This is a genomic window from Aeribacillus sp. FSL K6-8394, from assembly GCF_038008865.1.
Classification (GTDB): Bacteria; Bacillota; Bacilli; order Bacillales; family Aeribacillaceae; genus Aeribacillus; species Aeribacillus composti.
The window spans coordinates 2,585,876-2,603,463 of record NZ_JBBPAA010000001.1 but is presented as its reverse complement, the minus strand read 5'-3'; the positions used below and the strand labels follow the sequence as shown (position 1 = coordinate 2,603,463).

Here is a 17,588-nt window from a genome sequence, read left to right as displayed (position 1 = left end):
ACATGATGCGCTTTGCAGCTTGGACAAGATGCTTTAGCTTTCTAGAAGGAGTGAGAAAATGAATAAAGAACAATTGATTTTGGCGCTAGAAAAGGTTCGCGCCCAAAATCCTCTCGTCCACAACATTACGAATGTCGTCGTCACCAACTTTACAGCAAACGGTCTGCTGGCGATCGGCGCTTCTCCGGTTATGGCGTATGCAAAGGAAGAGGTTGCGGATATGGCGAAAATATCCGGCGCGCTCGTTTTAAATATTGGCACATTATCTCCTGAAGTAATCGAAGCAATGATTATTGCAGGAAAATCAGCGAATGAACACGGGGTTCCAGTCATTTTAGATCCTGTCGGTGCGGGAGCCACCCCTTACCGGACGGAAGCTGTTCGGGAAATATTAAAGGAGGTTCGCATCTCAGTTATTCGCGGGAATGCACCTGAAATTGCCAATGTGATAGGTGAAAAGCTTGCAATGAAAGGGGTGGATGCGGCGGATTCAGCTGCTGATCCTGTTTCGCTGGCCAAAAAAGCGGCCGAAGAGCTGAATACAGTTGCAGTCATTACCGGAAAAGAAGACGTGGCAACGGATGGGAAGACAACGTATTTGATTCAAAACGGCCATCCAATTTTAACAAAAGTTACCGGAACAGGCTGTTTATTGACTTCCATTATCGGTGCTTTTTCAGCCGTTGAAAAGGACTCTCTTGCTGCTTCAGTAGCCAGTCTCGTCACTTATGGGGTCGCTGCAGAAATCGCATTTGATTTAACGGAAGAAAAAGGTCCTGGAAGCTTTCAAATCGAATTATTGAACCAGCTGGCAAAGGTGACGGGAGACGAGTTGCTGAAAAAAGGGTCTTTTATAAAAAAATAAAGCAAAGGTGATAAACATGGCGCGAGTGTCGGCAAATAAAATGCGGGAGCTGCTAAAGGTGTATTTTATTATGGGCAGTGTAAACTGCAAAAGGAAGCCTGCTGATGTGCTTGAAGAGGCGATTGCAGGCGGGATTACGCTTTTTCAATACCGTGAAAAAGGTGCGTGGGCTTTAACAGGCGAAGAAAAATGGCGGCTTGGAAAAGAGCTGCAGGCTATTTGCCAAAAACATCACATTCCGTTTATTGTCAACGATGACGTTGATCTGGCTATTGAACTAGATGCAGACGGCGTTCATATTGGGCAAGAGGATGAACCGGCTGATCTTGTCCGGAAAAAAATCGGTGACAAAATTTTAGGCGTTTCTGCACATACAATTGAAGAGGCGCAAAAGGCGGTTGTCCAAGGCGCTGATTATATCGGTGTGGGGCCAATCTTTTCTACAAACACGAAAGAGGATGCAAAAAAGCCACAAGGTCCAAAATTGATTGAAAGCATGCGCAAACAAGGGATCGACATCCCTATTGTCGGAATTGGCGGGATCAACATCGCCAACGCCGGTCAGGTGATCGCTAGCGGAGCAGACGGCATCTCCGTCATTTCTGCCATTTGTCTAGCGGATGATGTTAAGGAAAGTGCAGCTCAACTGAAGAAAGCAACGATGTGAAAACATTTTCTTTCAATAAGATTTTGTGGATATAAAATATTTACATATAGGTTCGGCTTTTGAAAGTCGGCGAAAGGGGATTTCTTTTATAAACGTAAAAAAGGAGCGGCAAGGCTCCTTTTTTAAATGAAAGTATAGAAACTGACATTTCTGCCGGTTTTATCGGGATTTGACTGCTGAGAGAATCGGCCTACACTTTTCTTAAATTTGTGCAGCAGTTATTTTTTCTCGATAGGTTTTCGCAGCTTCGACCATGACTTTTAAAGCACTAATCGTTTCATCCACTGATCTTGTTTTTAGCCCGCAGTCAGGGTTAACCCAAAACTGGCGCACGTCAAGCACTGCTAAGGCGCGGTCGATATTTTTTGCCATTTCTTCAACGGATGGAATTCGCGGGCTGTGAATGTCATATACGCCTAAGCCAATCTCTCTTTTATATTGATACGTTTCAAAAGCATGAACAAGCTCTCCATGGCTTCGGGAAGATTCAATAGAAATGACATCCGCATCAAGGTCATCAATTGCCTCCATGATATCCTCAAATTGCGAATAGCACATATGAGTATGGATTTGTGTTTCCGGGCGAACAGAGCTGGTGGCGAGCTTGAAGGCTTCAGCAGCTCCTTCGATATATTCCTTTTGTTTTGATTGTTTCAGAGGCAATCCTTCTCGTAATGCAGGCTCATCAACTTGAATCATGCCGATTCCATTTTTCTCTAAAGCTAGCACTTCTTCACGAATGGCAAGGGCGAGCTGGCGAAGAACGCTTATACGGTCGATGTCATTGCGCACAAATGACCAGTTTAGGATCGTGACAGGTCCTGTCAGCATCCCTTTAACAGGCTTGCTTGTCAATGATTGTGCATATACGCTTTCTTTTACGGTCATCGGCTGATCAAATGCTACATCTCCGTAAATAATCGGCGGTCTCACGCATCGTGACCCGTATGATTGCACCCAGCCGTTATTCGTAACAGCAATTCCATTTAATTTTTCCCCGAAAAATTCGACCATATCGGTCCGTTCAAATTCCCCATGGACGAATACGTCTAAACCGAGCTGCTCTTGAATGTCAATCCATTTTTTTATTTCATTATTGATGACCGATTCATACTGCTCGTTTGTATATTCGCCTTTCCGCCATTTTAAGCGGATTTGCCGGATTTCTTTCGTCTGCGGAAAGCTTCCGATCGTAGTAGTTGGTAAAATCGGCAGATTCCATCTTTTTTTATGCAGTTTTTGCCGTTCGGTATAATCCAAGCGTTTCGTTGGATATGCTCCGATATTTTTGGTAGCCTCTTGAACCTTCTCATTTGTCCGAAAGGAAGAATGGATAAAATCCGTATAAGAACGGTCATGTTGTTTTAAATCATCGATCGTTCTTTTCCCTTTTGCATATTGAGCGAGTTCATTTACTTCATCCAATTTTTCATCAGCAAAGGAAAGAGCATTTTTCAATATGGACGGCAAGCTCTGTTCGTTTTGAACTGTAACAGGTACATGAAGCAAGCTGCATGAAGGCTGAATGATCAATCTATCAATATCTACATATTGTGCAAGATCATCGATTTCCTTAGCTTTTGATACTAAGGATGCTTTCCAAATGTTGCGGCCGTCGATCAAACCAGCTGCGAGAATTTTGTCTTTCGGAAAGCCGAACGTTTTGATGTTCGACAGATTGACGCCATGATCATGTACAAAGTCCAGGCCAATTGCAGCGACAGGAAGAGACACGATTTCTTGATAATGGGTTATACTTTCAAAGTATGTTTGCAAAATGATATTTAACGAAGGAAGTGCTTTGTGGAAAGCATCGTATACCTCTTTAAACAAAGGAATCGATGAATCATCCAGCTCCTGTACAAGAATCGGTTCATCAATTTGCACCCATTTCGCACCGGCCTGAGCAAGTTCCGTCAACAATTGGACGTAAACAGGAATTAAAGCAGACAAATGTTTATGAAAATCGTGTTGATTGTATTGTTTTGCCAGCTTTAAAAAAGTAATCGGACCTAGCAAAACCGGTTTTGCTTCAATATTCAGCTCGTTTTTCGCTTCCTGAAAAAGTTCAAGCAGACGGTTCTTTACTAACGCCGGCGTTTTATTTTCAAGCTCCGGAACAATATAATGGTAGTTTGTGTTGAACCATTTGGTCATTTCCATTGCTTCTGCTTCATCAGAGCCTCTAGCCATTGCAAAATATGTTTTTAATGAAGTCGGCTCCATATGCTGGAATCTAGAAGGAATATACCCAAACATAAAAGCAGTATCGAGGACGTGGTCATATAATGAAAAATCTCCGACAGGAATCAGGTCTATTCCTTTTTCCTTCTGTTTTTTCAGATTGAGAAGACGTATATCTTTTAATGTTTCCTCCAAGCTGCTTTCTGAAATGTTTCCGTTCCAAAATGATTCCAGCGCTCTTTTCCATTCTCTTCTTTCACCAATTCTTGGATAGCCAAGATTTGAACTAATTAATGTCAATATTGACACCCCCATTTGATTTGTATCTCAACACATAATAAAAAACCCTCTTTTTACGCGTAAAAGAGGGAATTGTGGACTCTAACTCGTGTTGAGATACATGTAGGGCTTAAATCTCAACATGGCTTCATCACTCCTCCCTATGACGCGTAGGTGGCAGTGCATACAACAGGCAGGTCTCCTGACTTAGGATCATCGCTTTCGATCCTCCTTCCCATTTCAAAATTGAAACAGTGGATGTTGGCCGAAAGCTCCCCATCACAGTGGCGCGACCGTGTTGGAATTTCACCAATCTTCCCTTTTAAGCGCATATTGCTGATGAAATATGACGCACCTGCTGCTTGGAACACTATATGAAACTATAATTATCAGAATAGATGATTTTTTTTGTTTTTTCAATCCCTATTTTTTAAGTTCAGAAAAGTGCTGCCCTATTTTGGGAAATCAATGGACAGAAGCAGGAATTCGCATACAAATTGTGTGTTTAGAGGGTCGTTTTAAAATTTAATTTTTCTAATAACGTAAATTTGAAAAATTTTGTTGTTTACAATACAGGATCGTTGCAGTGAATAGTTTGAGATTCGATGGTAAAATTAGGTGCTTGGAGCCTTCACTGAAAAAGGAGCTATAAAAAACGTATTTTTCAATACGAATCATTTGAAAGAGCAGCATTTTCATGTTAATACTTGGATTGGAAGAAGTGTGATTTTTCAAAAAATAAGTGGGATTATAGAAAGGATGATTATGTTGAACGACATTATCAAAACCATTTTAAATCACCGTTCCGTTCGTCATTTTGAGGATCGGCCTTTGACAGATGAGCAAATCCGATTAATTGTCGAATGCGCCCAAGCCGCTTCAACTTCAAGTTACATGCAAGCCTATTCCATTATCGGGGTGAAAAATATACAAACGAAAAAAAAGCTCGCTGAACTGGCAGGAAACCAAGCTTACGTAGAGAAGAGCGGACATTTATTTATTTTTTGCGCTGATTTGCACCGTCATGAAGTCATTGGTGAAATGGAAGGCAAAAATGTAGAAGATTCATTGAGGAGCACTGAAAAATTTATGGTAGCTCTCATTGATGCTGCACTGGCCGCTCAAAATGCTGCGTTGGCGGCTGAGTCAATGGGACTCGGCATTTGCTACATCGGAGGCATCCGCAATAATTTAGAAGAAGTATCAAAGCTGTTGAAAATTCCAAACAAGGTCATCCCTCTTTTTGCATTAACTGTCGGCTACCCTGCAAAAGAAACGGCGAAAAAACCAAGAATACCTTTTGAGCATATTTATCATGAGGAAGAATATAAGCAAGATCAAGAAGCATATGTGCGCGAGCTTGAACAATATAATGAAACAGTATCCAATTATTATGATCAGCGAACAAACGGGATTCGCAAAGATACTTGGACTGGTCAAATGGCTCGCATGCTTTCAAATCCGACAAGAATGTACATGAAGCAATTTGTTGAGCAAAAAGGATTGAATTTAAACTGAAGCTTCAGCTCCTATCTCGATTTTAAGAAGATAGGAGCTTTATTTTTGAACAGAAAATCGTATTTTTGTCATTGATCCCGATTCTTCTTTTCAGCATGAATTTGTTTATTTATCCCCTTTCCAGGCAAGGTTCTGGCATTCGCTTCTAAGATTTGAGACCGGCTGCTTACCCATTTCTTCTTTTCTTACTTAAGCACATCTAGAATGATAAATCGGTTATAAGCTTTTGAAATAATGAATGGAAACCGTCATTTTTCGGCTTATCCAGTTTTGCTCCTTGAAAACACTCTCCCATTATCTTTTATTTGGGGAATATAGGAAAAATACCCTGAAAAAACAATTGATCGGCGGTCCACCTGAGGGAAAGCGGCTCTTGGCAGGCAACAATGATTTATTACGGGATCTATATCGCAATTGTCATTGTTGCAGGGTCTATATGGGTTATGTCCTTGGGCCATCAACATCACTATTAACATAAGCATCCCGAAAAAAGGTTACGAGACCACTTTTCGGGATTTTTTTTGTTCAAAACAAGCAATTGAGTGTTTTCTGTTTGTAAACTGTGCATAAGTGTATAAGTTTATCAACAAATGTGAATTATTTAATCATATATGTAGTAGGGAACAAATGTGCCAATACGAAATGTGGATAGCTAATGTGGATATGTGGATAAAATATGTGTAAAAGCTGTTTATAGTAGGGGGATTTCCTGTGAATATCCGCTGATATATAAACATTTGTTTTTTAAAAGAAGAGAATTTCCGCAAAGCTTCTTTGTATACTTTGTTGTTTTTGCCCAATGAGTACGAACGAAACAGTACAAAGATAATGTGGATAAACTGTTTATATTTAATCTGATCTATAACGTGTCCAGCTATAGAAGGTAGATTTTTTTTGGAGAAGACGTATAATAAATGAGAACGTTCGATCTTCTTGCCCGCACGTGCTTTCAAGGAGGTAAAGGGATGTGAATGTTAATAAAGAAAATAATATTGTGGAATTATTGCTGAAAGAGAAGATTGTAAATGATGAGGATCGCCAAATTCTTGATATGATTGTGCCGGAAAGGCTGAATCGTTTATATGAGGTATTGAAGGAACGGACTCGTTACGTATCCATATTGTTGGAAGCGGTGGATGACGGCCATAATCAAGCGGCTGTTCTTCGTTCTGCTGAAGCTTTTGGCGTGCAGAATGTAACGGTTGTAACCGGAAGAGCGCCTTTTGCCCCTAATGAATTGGTGACGAAAAGTGCAGACAAATGGCTGACAATTGATTATCAATCAGATATTAGTGTAGCCATCAGTCAATTAAAAAAGAAAGGATATCAAATATATGTTAGCCATTTGAGTGAACAGGCTGTTCCTCTTGAAAAGCTTGATGTAAGCAGACCGACTGTCCTTGTTTTTGGAAATGAACATAGCGGTGTTTCAAAAGAGGCGGTTGACATGGCTGACAGAACGTTTGTAATTCCTATGAAAGGATTTGTGCAAAGCTTAAACATTTCCGTTGCTGCTGCCTTGTCAATTAAACATATAACGGATCTTGCAAAGGGGAGAGCTGGCGCCGAGTATTATTTAACATTGGAAGAAAAACAGGAGATCTTTCGGGATTGGATGCTTAAGTCGTTAAATAACCGATTGAGAAAAATTGTTGCTCAATACAAGTAGCTATTACTGGACCCCTTTTTTCTTCTTAGGGGTCCTAATTCTTAATCGCTGCCAGTGACTATTAAATCTCCATCAATGTATGCTAAGACTGCTCCAGGAATAACCCGATCTCCCTCTTTGACGAACAGCTTGTCAATGATTCCTCCAATACCGACGCTGATTTGGACAAGAGTACCCTCATCCGTTTGAATGGTAAACAACGGTTCCCATTCATAAATCCGGTTTTTTGCTTCGGTCATAATTTTTTTTATGACACCATAAAACGGACTTGTCACAATTTCTTTATTTCCCCATGTTTTTGTCATCACGTCTTTTCTAATCATTCCATCACTCTCCTTGAACTTAAGATTTTTTGCATAGGACATAATCCGGGACAAAAGCGAAATGGGTGTTATGAAGAGGAGATTTGGCCAAAACTTCTCATCATGAGGTGCAGGCTGGAAACAATGGTGTGTTGTAAGATGCGCTAATTAAAAATTTTTTTATATTCTAAATACTATTCTATTCCAAAACGAAATATCCTGCAAAAGAAAAATAAAATTGTAAAAAAAAATGTTATAAATTAATGTAAGTGATTATTATTTAGTATAAATCCAAAAAAAACGGGGATGGTTATGCATGCTTGATTATGTTCGTTATTATGTTCACCGCTTTTTTTATAAAATATTTCATTTTCAAAAAGAGCCCAACAAAACAATTGCCGTCGCACATCGGGGAGCATCTGGATATGCTCCGGAAAACACATTTGCAGCTTTTGATCTCGCTATTGACATGAAGGCGGATTATTTAGAATTGGATGTACGGATGACGAAAGACGGGTTGCTCGCCGTTATTCATGATGAAACGATTGATCGTACAACAAACGGGTCAGGTTTAGTTAAAAATTTCACATATGAAGAACTAAAACAATTTGATGCTGGAGCCTGGTTTCATCGAAAATTTTCCGGAGAAAAAATACCGCTTTTATGCGATGTCCTTAAGAAATACAGGGGGAAGATCAATTTTTTAATAGAAGTTAAAGAACCGAAAAAGCAGTTCGGCATTGTAGAGAGGTTGGCAAAAGAACTGATCGAAAAAGGGGATCAGCAACTGAATGTGGTCGTTCAATCCTTTGATACCGCTTTTTTACAGGAATTCCACAGTGTCTTGCCGTCGATTTCTCTTGGAGTGCTCATCGGATATAGACATGGCGCTATTACGGAGGAGCATTTACAGCAATATGCAGCTTTTGCGACATATATCAATCCGAATAAAGCGCTTGTAACCCCTAAATTAGTTTATATGATTCATCAGAGCGGCATGAAAATTATGCCTTATACAGCTAGAGATATACACGATATTCAACATTTGATGGCCATGAATGTCGATGGAATTATTACGGATTATCCCGATTATTTGACAAATTTGCCAAAATCACCCTCTCATAGTAAAAGAAGCAGGATTAGGTAATTTCGGCTTTTAAAATGGACACTAATTTTGGCAAATATTGAATGACGGTATAGAAAGGAGTACAATACGGTTAGTGCTTTCATAATATAATGGAGATTCGTCCTTGAGATTTGTTTCAACGATTAAGCCCGTTAGAAAGATCTGATAGATTGCAAGGAAGCTTGAAGGGGATGCCCGCTCTGAAAGGTTTCAAATGTTTGCTGAACAGGCTTCATCCATCTATCATCGCCGCTAGACACAAATGGGCCTCTTGGACATTTCAACATTCCGTATGGAACAGACAGCGATTAAATATTATGGGGGTTTCATGATGATGAAAATGTATGATGATGATAGTTTGATGCTCCATACCGATTTATACCAAATCAACATGGTCGAATCGTATTGGAGGGATGACATCCACCAAAAAAAGGCAGTTTTTGAGTTGTTTTTTAGAAGACTTCCTTTTGGGAGCGGTTACGCTGTTTTTGCCGGCCTGGAACGAATTATTGATTATATACAAAATTTCCGCTTCACAGAAGAGGACCTTGCTTATTTAAGGGAAGAGCTGAATTACAAAGAAGATTTTATCCGTTACTTGGAGAACCTTCGTTTTACCGGCACGATTCGGTCCATGAAAGAAGGAGAGCTTGTATTTGGAAATGAACCGATTTTGCGTGTGGAAGCCCCTCTAGGGGAAGCGCAGCTTATTGAAACAGCTCTTTTAAATATTGTGAACTATCAAACGCTTATCGCAACAAAGGCTTCAAGAATTAAACAAATTATTGGAAATGAATCAGCGCTTGAATTTGGAACAAGAAGAGCCCATGAGATGGATGCAGCTATTTGGGGAACCCGTGCAGCTTATATTGCCGGCTTCGATGGGACAAGCAATGTCCGAGCAGGGAAGATTTTCGGAATTCCTGTTTCCGGAACCCATGCACATGCATTTGTTCAAACGTATCGTGATGAATATGTTGCATTTTGTAAATATGCAAGTACTCATAAAGACTGCGTTTTTTTGGTGGATACATATGATACGCTTCGCTCCGGTGTTCCGAATGCCATTCGGGTCGCAAAAGAATTTGGCGATAAAATTAATTTTATCGGTATTCGCCTTGACAGCGGGGATTTGGCTTATCTGTCCAAAAAAGCGAGAAAAATGCTTGATGATGCTGGTTTCCATAACGCAAAAATTATAGCTTCGAGCGATCTTGATGAACATACGATTGTCAATTTAAAAGCTGAAGGAGCGAAAATCGATGTGTGGGGGATTGGAACGAAGCTAATTACCGCCTACGACCAGCCTGCATTGGGAGCCGTGTACAAATTGGTTGCCATTGAAGGGGACGACGGCAAATTAGTCGATACAATAAAAATTTCATCAAACCCGGAAAAAGTGACAACACCAGGCTTGAAAAATGTATATCGAATTATCAACAACAAGGATAAGAGGGCTGAAGGAGATTATATTACATTGCATTTTGAACAGCCGCAAAAAGAAAAGCGGCTGAAAATGTTCCATCCTGTCCATACATTTATCAAAAAATATGTAACCGATTTTACGGCAAAGGATTTGCATCACGATATTTTTGTTGATGGCGAGCTTACGTATGAATGTCCTTCATTGGAAGAAATCCGGTCATATGTAAAAGAAAATTTGGAGCTGTTATGGGATGAATATAAACGCATTTTAAATCCTGCCGAATACCCTGTTGATCTGAGCGAATTGTGCTGGGAAAATAAAATGAGAAATATTGAGGAAGTAAAGCAAAAAGTTAAAAATATGGATTATTAACATGAAAAGAGCCGAACGAACAGCCACAATGGTCGTGAGCTAATCGATTCGGCTCTATTATTTATTCGTATAATCTTAATGCGGCATGACAAGTTGGGCCGACATATTGATTTAAAGGAAAGGAATGGCGGATGGCTGCTGTAATAAACTTTTTGGCGGAATAAACGGCTTCTTTAACCGTTTTGCCATTTGCTAGTTCAGCTGTAATCGCGCTTGAATATGTGCACCCAGCACCATGTGTATAGGTTGTGTCGATTCGTTCGCCTTCTAGGATTTCAAAATCCTTTCCGTCATATAAAACATCAACAGCATATTTATGTTCAAGCTTTCCGCCGCCTTTCACCAAAACATATTTTGCACCAAGATCATGAATAATGGCAGCTGCTTCTTTCATTTGGTCGACCGTTTGAATAGTACCTAACCCGCTCAATTGCCCTGCTTCAAAGAGATTTGGAGTAATAACCGTCGCGACTTTTGTCAGAGAATTGCGAATCGCTTCCGCATGGTCGGGATAAAGCACTTCATCTGCCCCTTTGCATACCATGACAGGGTCGATGACCGTGTTTTTTAAATTATATTTTTTAATTGTATCTGCTGCCAGCTCGACAATTTCTGCTGTCGGGAGCATTCCGGTTTTCATGGCATCTACACCGACTCCCTCTATAATCGTTGCGAGCTGGGCCTTTATGGTATCGATTTCAATAGGGAATACTTGATGCTGCCATCCGTTATGAGGATCCATTGCTACAATTGTAGTGACCGCAGTCATTCCATAAACTCCGTATTCTTGGAACGTTTTTAAATCCGCTTGTAAACCTGCTCCACCGCTGGAATCGGAACCTGCGATCGTCAATGCTTTTTTCATTGTCATTTTGTTACCTCCATCCAGCTGTAAAGATTTTATAACAACATTATAGCAGTTTGTACCATAAGAAGAGAAAAACATTTGCTTAAAAACGAAAAAAGGATTAAAATATAATTAACCATCGGTTAATAAATAAGAATGCAGCTAAATGCCAACACGCCAAAATCAGAGGCACGCTTGTTGTTGTTAAGAAAGGAATGGAACAATTGGCTCCTAGAAAAAAAGACACTGAATTAACGAAAGAAGCAATTATGAATGCTGCTAGAGAGCTTTTTGTCATAAAAGGATATGAACATGTTTCCATGCGAGAAATCGCCAAAGAATTGCACTGCACACATGGAGCGCTTTATTATCATTTCCAAAATAAAGCAGAGCTTTTTTATAAAATTGTGCAGACGGATTTCCAATTTTTAGACGGGCTGTTAGAAAAAGTGCTGCAAGCCTCGTATTCTTCTAAAGAAGAAGCTGTAAAAACGATCTTGTTAAAGTTTATTGAATTCGGGCTGACATATAAAAGTCATTATAAGCTGATGTTTTTAACACAAAATCTCGAGCTTGATATGCTGATGGAGCAAGAGCCGAATAAGTCATATGAACGTTTTGCGCAGGCTATTTTTCAGTTTGCTCCAGATAAAGCAAATCCAACAGTCATTTGGTGTTTGTTTCTTGCAGTAAGCGGTTTTGTAACGAAATATGTACAGACCGATGCTGAGTATAAAGATATGGAAGGACTTGCTGAACAATATGTTGCTTTTTTAATCAAAGGATTTTTAAGTTGAAAAAAGTAATAAGCACTTAAGCTTATTTACTTTTTTGCATATTATTGACCAATGGTTAATTTTAAGATCGGAGGTAAAAAGGATGAAAAAAGCGGTTATTTTAGGTGCATCAGGCGGAATGGGCTACAATTTAGTTCATGAATTGCTGAATAGAGAGAATATTGAGGTTGTCACCGTAGCCCGCAATACAGAAAAAATGAAAAAAATGTTTCACCGTTTGAACGATCGCATCAGCATTGTCGCTGGAGATGCCCTCCATCGATCCAGCATCTTGCAAGCATGCGAAGGTGCGGAATGGATTTTCCATGCCATTAACATACCGTATCCGCAGTGGGAGAGAGATCTATTGATCATCATGGAAAATGTGCTGGCGGCAGCAAAAAAAGAAAAAGCTAAGCTTGTTGTCGTTGATAATATTTATGCATATGGACGGTCAAATGGAAAAACAATGTCCGAGACTGATCCGAAAAATCCTCATACTAAAAAAGGAAAAATACGATTGCGGCTTGCTGAAATGGTGGAAAAGAGCGGAGTAGACTACTTGATCGCTCACTTCCCCGATTTTTACGGTCCATGTGGGGAAAAAACATTGTTGCATCATACGTTAAAAAAAGTTGTCCAAAATAAACGATCTCAATTTATCGGGGATTTAAATATACCGAGGGAATATATTTTTTTGCCGGACGGTGCCAAAGCTTTAGTTGAGCTTGCATTAAGGGACGATACCTATCATGAGCACTGGAATATACCGGGGGCGGGAGTTATTTCCGGACGGGAAATTATTCAAATCTTGAGGGAAAAGCTTCAATATGAAAAGAAAGTAAGTGTTGTCACGAAATCGATGATTTATTTTTTAGGGTTATTCAGCCCGATGATGAAGGAAATGGTTGAAATGATGTACTTAGTCGAAGAGCCTGTCGTATTATCGGGTGAAAAATTTGAAAAAAGAATCGGGCCGCTGCCAAAAACTCCTTACGAACAAGGCATCATCGCAACTGTTGATTTTATGAAACATCAAGAAGAAGCGTGATCACCCCGATGTTGCAACTGGCTTCGCATGGAACGGAGAGACTAAATGCTCAATACTTTCCCGATTTCGTCTAATTCAGCAAACCTTTTGAGTGGAACGGAGTAATTCAGCTGCTTGCTCCGTCTCCGCCCCATGGTTTATTGTTTAGCGAAAGCTCCCTGCGGTGAATACATATTTTCGGGTGATTTCGTTAACTGTTCCCTTGCAAACAGCACTCTTCCATTCCGAATAGTGACAGGAACCCCTTGTTCAGTATAATATCCGTGCTCTTTTGCAATAACGTCAAAGCTTTTATTGGATTTTAGAATAATGACTGGCGTATGCAGCTCAACATTTTCAAAGAGCCAGCGAATTTCGGCGTTATGCATGCGGACACATCCGCTGCTTGCATACGTTCCAATCGATCTTGGATTATTATTGCCGTGAATGGCAAAATTATTTCCATAATATCCTAAAGCATCAAGACCAAGCCAGCGATCACCCAATGGATTTCTCGGGTCTCCTCCTGGAATCTTTTCTTTAAAATAAGGGCGGTTTTTAATTTTTGTGACAATGGGGAAAATGCCTTCTGGAGTTAGCTGAGCATATTTTCCTGTTGCGACATGAAATACTCTTTGAAGAATTCCGTCTTCAAAAAATGCCAGTTTATTTACGCTCTTGTTTATTATGATCAGCTGACCATCAATCTTTTGTTCAGCTGCAACTGGTGATGAAAGAATAAAAAAGAAACAAGAAATAAATGCGATACCAATATAGATTTTCTTTATGCTCATATGTTTTTAAACCTGTCCTTTCTGTCCATTCTCTTTATAAAATTATGTGCTTATGCAAAGAACTATTCAAAAAAAGCTGCAATTACGAAAAAATTTGTAATCAAAAAGAAACATAAATAATTTTCATTGTGAACTTGAATAAAGGAGTAAGCAAAAACATTATTTCCGTCTTGTGTATCGACATCAAGCTCGAAACCTCTTCTAGCAAATGATTGGGATGAGGTGTGCCTCAGGATCATGATCCTCGCCTGAAATGCCTTCCTTATGGGCGTCTGCCACATTAAAGCATCGAGGGGGGCAGCATATTTGATGTCGTAGGCTTTGTCCGTCTGTTTCAGCATTTTTTCAATGACGAGCTTTGTCTCATTTAGGCTATTCGGTAATTGTTAAAAATGAACGGATATTCCGTTTACCTGCGAGTGTCTATCAGACGAAAATCAATAGAATCGTCAGAACATTTGCGTTATCTTGGAGCATTCCGGCGTGTTTAAACGTGATAAAAATGCGTCAAATGTTTTTCGTACATTTAGGGGATCAAGCTTCTCACTTTAAAATGGGAACGGCTAAAAAGTTGATATTTCAGTCTTTACTGCGATTTTTGCCCTCTTGCTTCTGTCGAAAGCCTTAATGTTTCATGTGGAACATTTTGCAAAATATTAGCGACATCTGTCACCCTTTGACAAAAAAAGCCGAATCATCATAACATTAAAAATAGTGATAGATCAGTAGAAGCTAAGAGGGTGGCAAACGTTGAAGCAGATTTTAAAAAATGATTGGTGGGAACTGCTGAAAGAAGAGTTTGAAAAGCCATACTACAAAGAGCTGCGGGAATTTTTGAAGCAGGAATATGCCCATCATACGATTTATCCGGATATGTACGACATTTTTAATGCTTTGCATTACACGCCTTATGAAGAAGTAAAGGTTGTCATTTTAGGCCAAGATCCGTATCATGGACCGAATCAAGCACATGGATTAAGCTTTTCCGTAAAGCCGGGGATTGCTCAGCCGCCGTCTCTGAAAAATATTTTCATCGAGCTTGAGAACGATCTCGGCTGCAAGCCTCCAAACCACGGTCATCTTGTCAAATGGGCGAAGCAAGGTGTTCTATTATTGAACACTGTGCTGACGGTAAGGCAGGGACTAGCCAATTCTCATAAAGGAAAAGGATGGGAACATTTTACCGATCGAGTGATTAGCTGTTTAAACGAGCGAGAGCGTCCAGTCGTCTTTATTTTATGGGGCAGGCATGCACAGGCGAAAAAAGAAATGATTAACATGACTAAGCATTTTGTCATTGAGTCGCCGCATCCATCGCCATTTTCGGCAAACAGAGGCTTTTTTGGCAGCAGGCCTTTTTCTAAAGCAAATCAATTTTTAAAGTCCATCGGATCAGAAGAAATTGACTGGTGCATCAGCGATAATGACATTTAATTGCTGCCTGCCGTTTGCGTGATAAGTGGAAACATGAAAAAGGGACTATCCAAAAATAAAACGGATGAAGAAACATCATAAAGTTTTTCTTCATCCGTCTTTTTATTTTTTTGGAGATTCTGTTGAAAGTGAATGACTTTCCGGACGCTTTCAATAGATTGTGTTCCATGGCTACAATTCCAACTCCGTTTGGACTTTCGAAAGCCCTCGAAAAGAAAATCTGCGGAACGAACGATTGCCTTTAATATGACGGGGCGCACTTTCTGCCTCGGTTTTTCTTCAAGAATAGATTTGTGCACCCTCGTCATTGCATTGGAATCTGTCATATTTGCTCATAAAAGGATTTTTTAGGAAATATTGAAACAATATAGACTTGTAAAACGTCTTTCAAATAGAAAGGAGGTTCGAAGCAAATGACCAATATCTCAAGACTACAAAAGCATCGCTTTGTTCTTTGCGGAGTAGAGGATTTGACAAAGTACGATCATTCCTAACAATTTTATTTATTACAAGGAGGAAAAATATGTTAAAAAAAGGTATCTTAATCTTAAGTTCTTCAGCAATACTATTAACAACATTCGTAGGATTTGAAGGTAATAAAACAAGTGCTGCGACAAATGAACCAACTACTGTATTACCAACTGAAAATGATTATGATGCTTTAAATAATGAGAAAAAAGAGTTAGTTCTCGACTATAATAGTTTTGCTAAAAATTATCAATTAGACCCCCATGCCGCAAAAGCGGCACCAGCAGATGATGAAAATAGTTCGTCCATGTATACTTAATCTTAGGCTGGCCAGCGAGGTCGTCTTACCTTGGTGCCATGAGCCCGTTAATTAGACAGACCCCGACGACCTGGTGCACCACAGACTGTTGCTCCCTGGGGAAGCACGCGGGATAGAATGACGTGTATGGTCGTTGCACCGCCAGCCTGTGTTTATTACATGTTAGGCATGGGGGAACGAACATGGACATTATCCATACTCATGTTTGTGGATTAGACGTTCATAAGAAGAACGTCGTCGCTTGTATTATTACTCCGGATCATCAAGAGATCCGCACGTTTTCTACCATGACTGAAGACTTGCTTATGCTTGTAGACTGGATCAAGGCGCATGGCGTCACTCACGTGGCCATGGAAAGTACAGGTTCCTACTGGAAGCCAATTTATAACCTGTTGGAGATGGAAGACATCAAGATTTTAGTGGTCAATGCCAAACATATCAAAAATGTGCCTGGTCGCAAAACAGATGTAAAGGATGCCGAGTGGATCGCTGGACTCTTACGCCATGGATTGCTACAAGGTAGTTACATCCCTGACCGCCAGCAACGGGAGTTGAGGGAACTCATCCGTTATCGTCGCAGCCTGATTGAAGAGCGGGCTCGCGAAATCAACCGCATCCAGAAGGTACTGGAAGGGGCTAACATCAAACTCTCCTCGGTGGCGACCAATGTGCTGGGCAAATCGGGTCGAGCCATGATCGAGGCTTTAATTAATGGTGAAACTGACCCCGATGTGCTATCCGAACTGGCTCAGCGCCGTCTCAAACGGAAGAAAGAGGAGTTGAAAAAGGCCCTGAAGGGCCTCATCGGCCCTCATCAACGCCTGATGCTTAAAACCCAGCTTGAGCATATTGATCACTTAGATGCCTTGATTGAAGAACTGGATGCTGAAATCAAGGAGCGGATGCGCCCTTTTGAAGATGACCTGGAGCGGTTAGATACGATCCCCGGCGTTGGTCGGCGCACAGCGGAGCATATTTTGGCTGAGATTGGCCCTGACATGACACAGTTTCCTTCGGCAGCTCACTTGTGTTCATGGGCAGGAGTCGCCCCAGGGAATAACGAAAGTGCCGGAAAACGAAAGTCAGGGAAAACCCGCAAGGGAAACCAGAAGCTTCGTAGCACCCTGGTGGAAGCCGCCCGTGCCGCTGCTAGGTCCAAACACACCTATCTATCCAGCCAGTACCACCGTATTGCTGCACGCCGGGGGGCCAATCGTGCAGCGGTTGCGGTCGCTCATAGCATCCTGACTATTGTCTACCATCTCCTCAAAAAGAAGCAGACTTACATCGAACTTGGTCCACATTACTACGAAGAACGCAAGCGCCATCAAGTCGCCAGACAAGCGATTCGGAAGTTGGAAACACTAGGGTTTAAGGTCATGGTAGAGCCGTCAAATCAAACAGCGTAGTTAACCGAAACAGTAACCATCAGGTGCATAAACATGACTTATTCCAGCAAATACCAATCTGCTGGTGTTAACACCCCCTGGATTTTTTGTGCTTTTTTCATGG

Annotated in this window: 15 protein-coding genes and 1 riboswitch; of the genes, 11 read left to right on the top strand and 4 right to left on the bottom strand. The window is 40.6% G+C overall.

Annotated features, from left to right (window positions below):
* Nucleotides 1–58: 58 nt before the first annotated feature.
* Both thiM and thiE read left to right on the top strand, forming a co-directional pair.
* Nucleotides 59–865 carry a hydroxyethylthiazole kinase gene (gene thiM / locus NSR00_RS12300; protein ID WP_340789071.1) on the top strand — a complete coding sequence of 269 codons (807 nt, stop codon included), beginning with the start codon at nucleotides 59–61 and terminating at the stop codon, nucleotides 863–865.
* Nucleotides 866–881: 16 nt separating this feature from the next.
* On the top strand, nucleotides 882–1,532 hold the full coding sequence (gene thiE / locus NSR00_RS12295; protein ID WP_117016874.1) for a thiamine phosphate synthase: 651 nt from the start codon (nucleotides 882–884) through the stop codon (nucleotides 1,530–1,532).
* 201 nt (nucleotides 1,533–1,733) lie between these two features.
* Here the strand turns inward: thiE and metE are convergent, their stop codons facing one another.
* Nucleotides 1,734–4,019 carry a 5-methyltetrahydropteroyltriglutamate--homocysteine S-methyltransferase gene (metE, locus tag NSR00_RS12290; protein ID WP_340789253.1) on the bottom strand — a complete coding sequence of 762 codons (2,286 nt, stop codon included), beginning with the start codon at nucleotides 4,017–4,019 and terminating at the stop codon, nucleotides 1,734–1,736.
* Nucleotides 4,020–4,170: 151 nt separating this feature from the next.
* Nucleotides 4,171–4,369: riboswitch (cobalamin riboswitch) on the bottom strand.
* 394 nt (nucleotides 4,370–4,763) lie between these two features.
* Between metE and nfsA the strand changes: the two genes are divergently transcribed.
* Complete coding sequence (nfsA, locus tag NSR00_RS12285; protein ID WP_340789068.1) at nucleotides 4,764–5,513, top strand: oxygen-insensitive NADPH nitroreductase; 750 nt, start codon at nucleotides 4,764–4,766, stop codon at nucleotides 5,511–5,513.
* Between the two features lie 967 nt (nucleotides 5,514–6,480).
* The gene (locus tag NSR00_RS12280) at nucleotides 6,481–7,182 is read left to right on the top strand and encodes a TrmH family RNA methyltransferase (RefSeq protein ID WP_340789065.1); all 702 of its coding nucleotides are present in this window, start codon (nucleotides 6,481–6,483) and stop codon (nucleotides 7,180–7,182) included.
* A 41-nt stretch (nucleotides 7,183–7,223) separates the two neighbouring features.
* On the opposite strand, the gene NSR00_RS12275 is transcribed toward NSR00_RS12280, so the two are convergent.
* Nucleotides 7,224–7,505, bottom strand: a complete 282-nt coding sequence (locus NSR00_RS12275; RefSeq protein WP_339193624.1) for a biotin/lipoyl-binding protein — start codon at nucleotides 7,503–7,505, stop codon at nucleotides 7,224–7,226.
* 295 nt (nucleotides 7,506–7,800) lie between these two features.
* Here NSR00_RS12275 and NSR00_RS12270 point away from each other — a divergent pair, with 295 nt between their 5' ends.
* Nucleotides 7,801–8,631: a glycerophosphodiester phosphodiesterase gene (locus tag NSR00_RS12270; protein ID WP_339198053.1), complete on the top strand. Its 831-nt coding sequence runs from the start codon at nucleotides 7,801–7,803 to the stop codon at nucleotides 8,629–8,631.
* Nucleotides 8,632–8,941: 310 nt separating this feature from the next.
* On the top strand, nucleotides 8,942–10,408 hold the full coding sequence (locus NSR00_RS12265) for a nicotinate phosphoribosyltransferase (protein ID WP_340789063.1): 1,467 nt from the start codon (nucleotides 8,942–8,944) through the stop codon (nucleotides 10,406–10,408).
* A 61-nt stretch (nucleotides 10,409–10,469) separates the two neighbouring features.
* Here the strand turns inward: NSR00_RS12265 and NSR00_RS12260 are convergent, their stop codons facing one another.
* Nucleotides 10,470–11,279, bottom strand: a complete 810-nt coding sequence (locus tag NSR00_RS12260) for a bifunctional hydroxymethylpyrimidine kinase/phosphomethylpyrimidine kinase (RefSeq protein WP_066251370.1) — start codon at nucleotides 11,277–11,279, stop codon at nucleotides 10,470–10,472.
* A 200-nt stretch (nucleotides 11,280–11,479) separates the two neighbouring features.
* Here NSR00_RS12260 and NSR00_RS12255 point away from each other — a divergent pair, with 200 nt between their 5' ends.
* Together NSR00_RS12255 and NSR00_RS12250 are read left to right on the top strand one after the other, a co-directional pair.
* Nucleotides 11,480–12,052, top strand: coding sequence for a TetR/AcrR family transcriptional regulator (locus tag NSR00_RS12255; protein WP_157727879.1), 573 nt, complete (start codon nucleotides 11,480–11,482; stop codon nucleotides 12,050–12,052).
* Nucleotides 12,053–12,134: 82 nt separating this feature from the next.
* Nucleotides 12,135–13,082 (top strand): SDR family NAD(P)-dependent oxidoreductase, encoded by a 948-nt coding sequence (locus NSR00_RS12250; RefSeq protein WP_340789061.1) that lies wholly within the window; start codon nucleotides 12,135–12,137, stop codon nucleotides 13,080–13,082.
* A 137-nt stretch (nucleotides 13,083–13,219) separates the two neighbouring features.
* On the opposite strand, the gene NSR00_RS12245 is transcribed toward NSR00_RS12250, so the two are convergent.
* Nucleotides 13,220–13,855 carry a L,D-transpeptidase gene (locus NSR00_RS12245; protein WP_340789060.1) on the bottom strand — a complete coding sequence of 212 codons (636 nt, stop codon included), beginning with the start codon at nucleotides 13,853–13,855 and terminating at the stop codon, nucleotides 13,220–13,222.
* 750 nt (nucleotides 13,856–14,605) lie between these two features.
* On the opposite strand from NSR00_RS12245, the gene NSR00_RS12235 reads away from it, so the two are divergent.
* From NSR00_RS12235 to NSR00_RS12225, 3 genes are all read left to right on the top strand, one after another.
* On the top strand, nucleotides 14,606–15,289 hold the full coding sequence (locus tag NSR00_RS12235; protein ID WP_340789057.1) for a uracil-DNA glycosylase: 684 nt from the start codon (nucleotides 14,606–14,608) through the stop codon (nucleotides 15,287–15,289).
* Nucleotides 15,290–15,812: 523 nt separating this feature from the next.
* A complete protein-coding gene (locus NSR00_RS12230) occupies nucleotides 15,813–16,076 on the top strand; it encodes a hypothetical protein (protein WP_340789054.1) in 264 nt (87 codons plus the stop codon).
* A gap of 182 nt (nucleotides 16,077–16,258) precedes the next feature.
* Entirely contained in the window at nucleotides 16,259–17,485 is a 1,227-nt protein-coding gene (locus NSR00_RS12225; protein WP_044897903.1) for an IS110 family transposase, read from the top strand.
* Nucleotides 17,486–17,588: the final 103 nt, after the last annotated feature.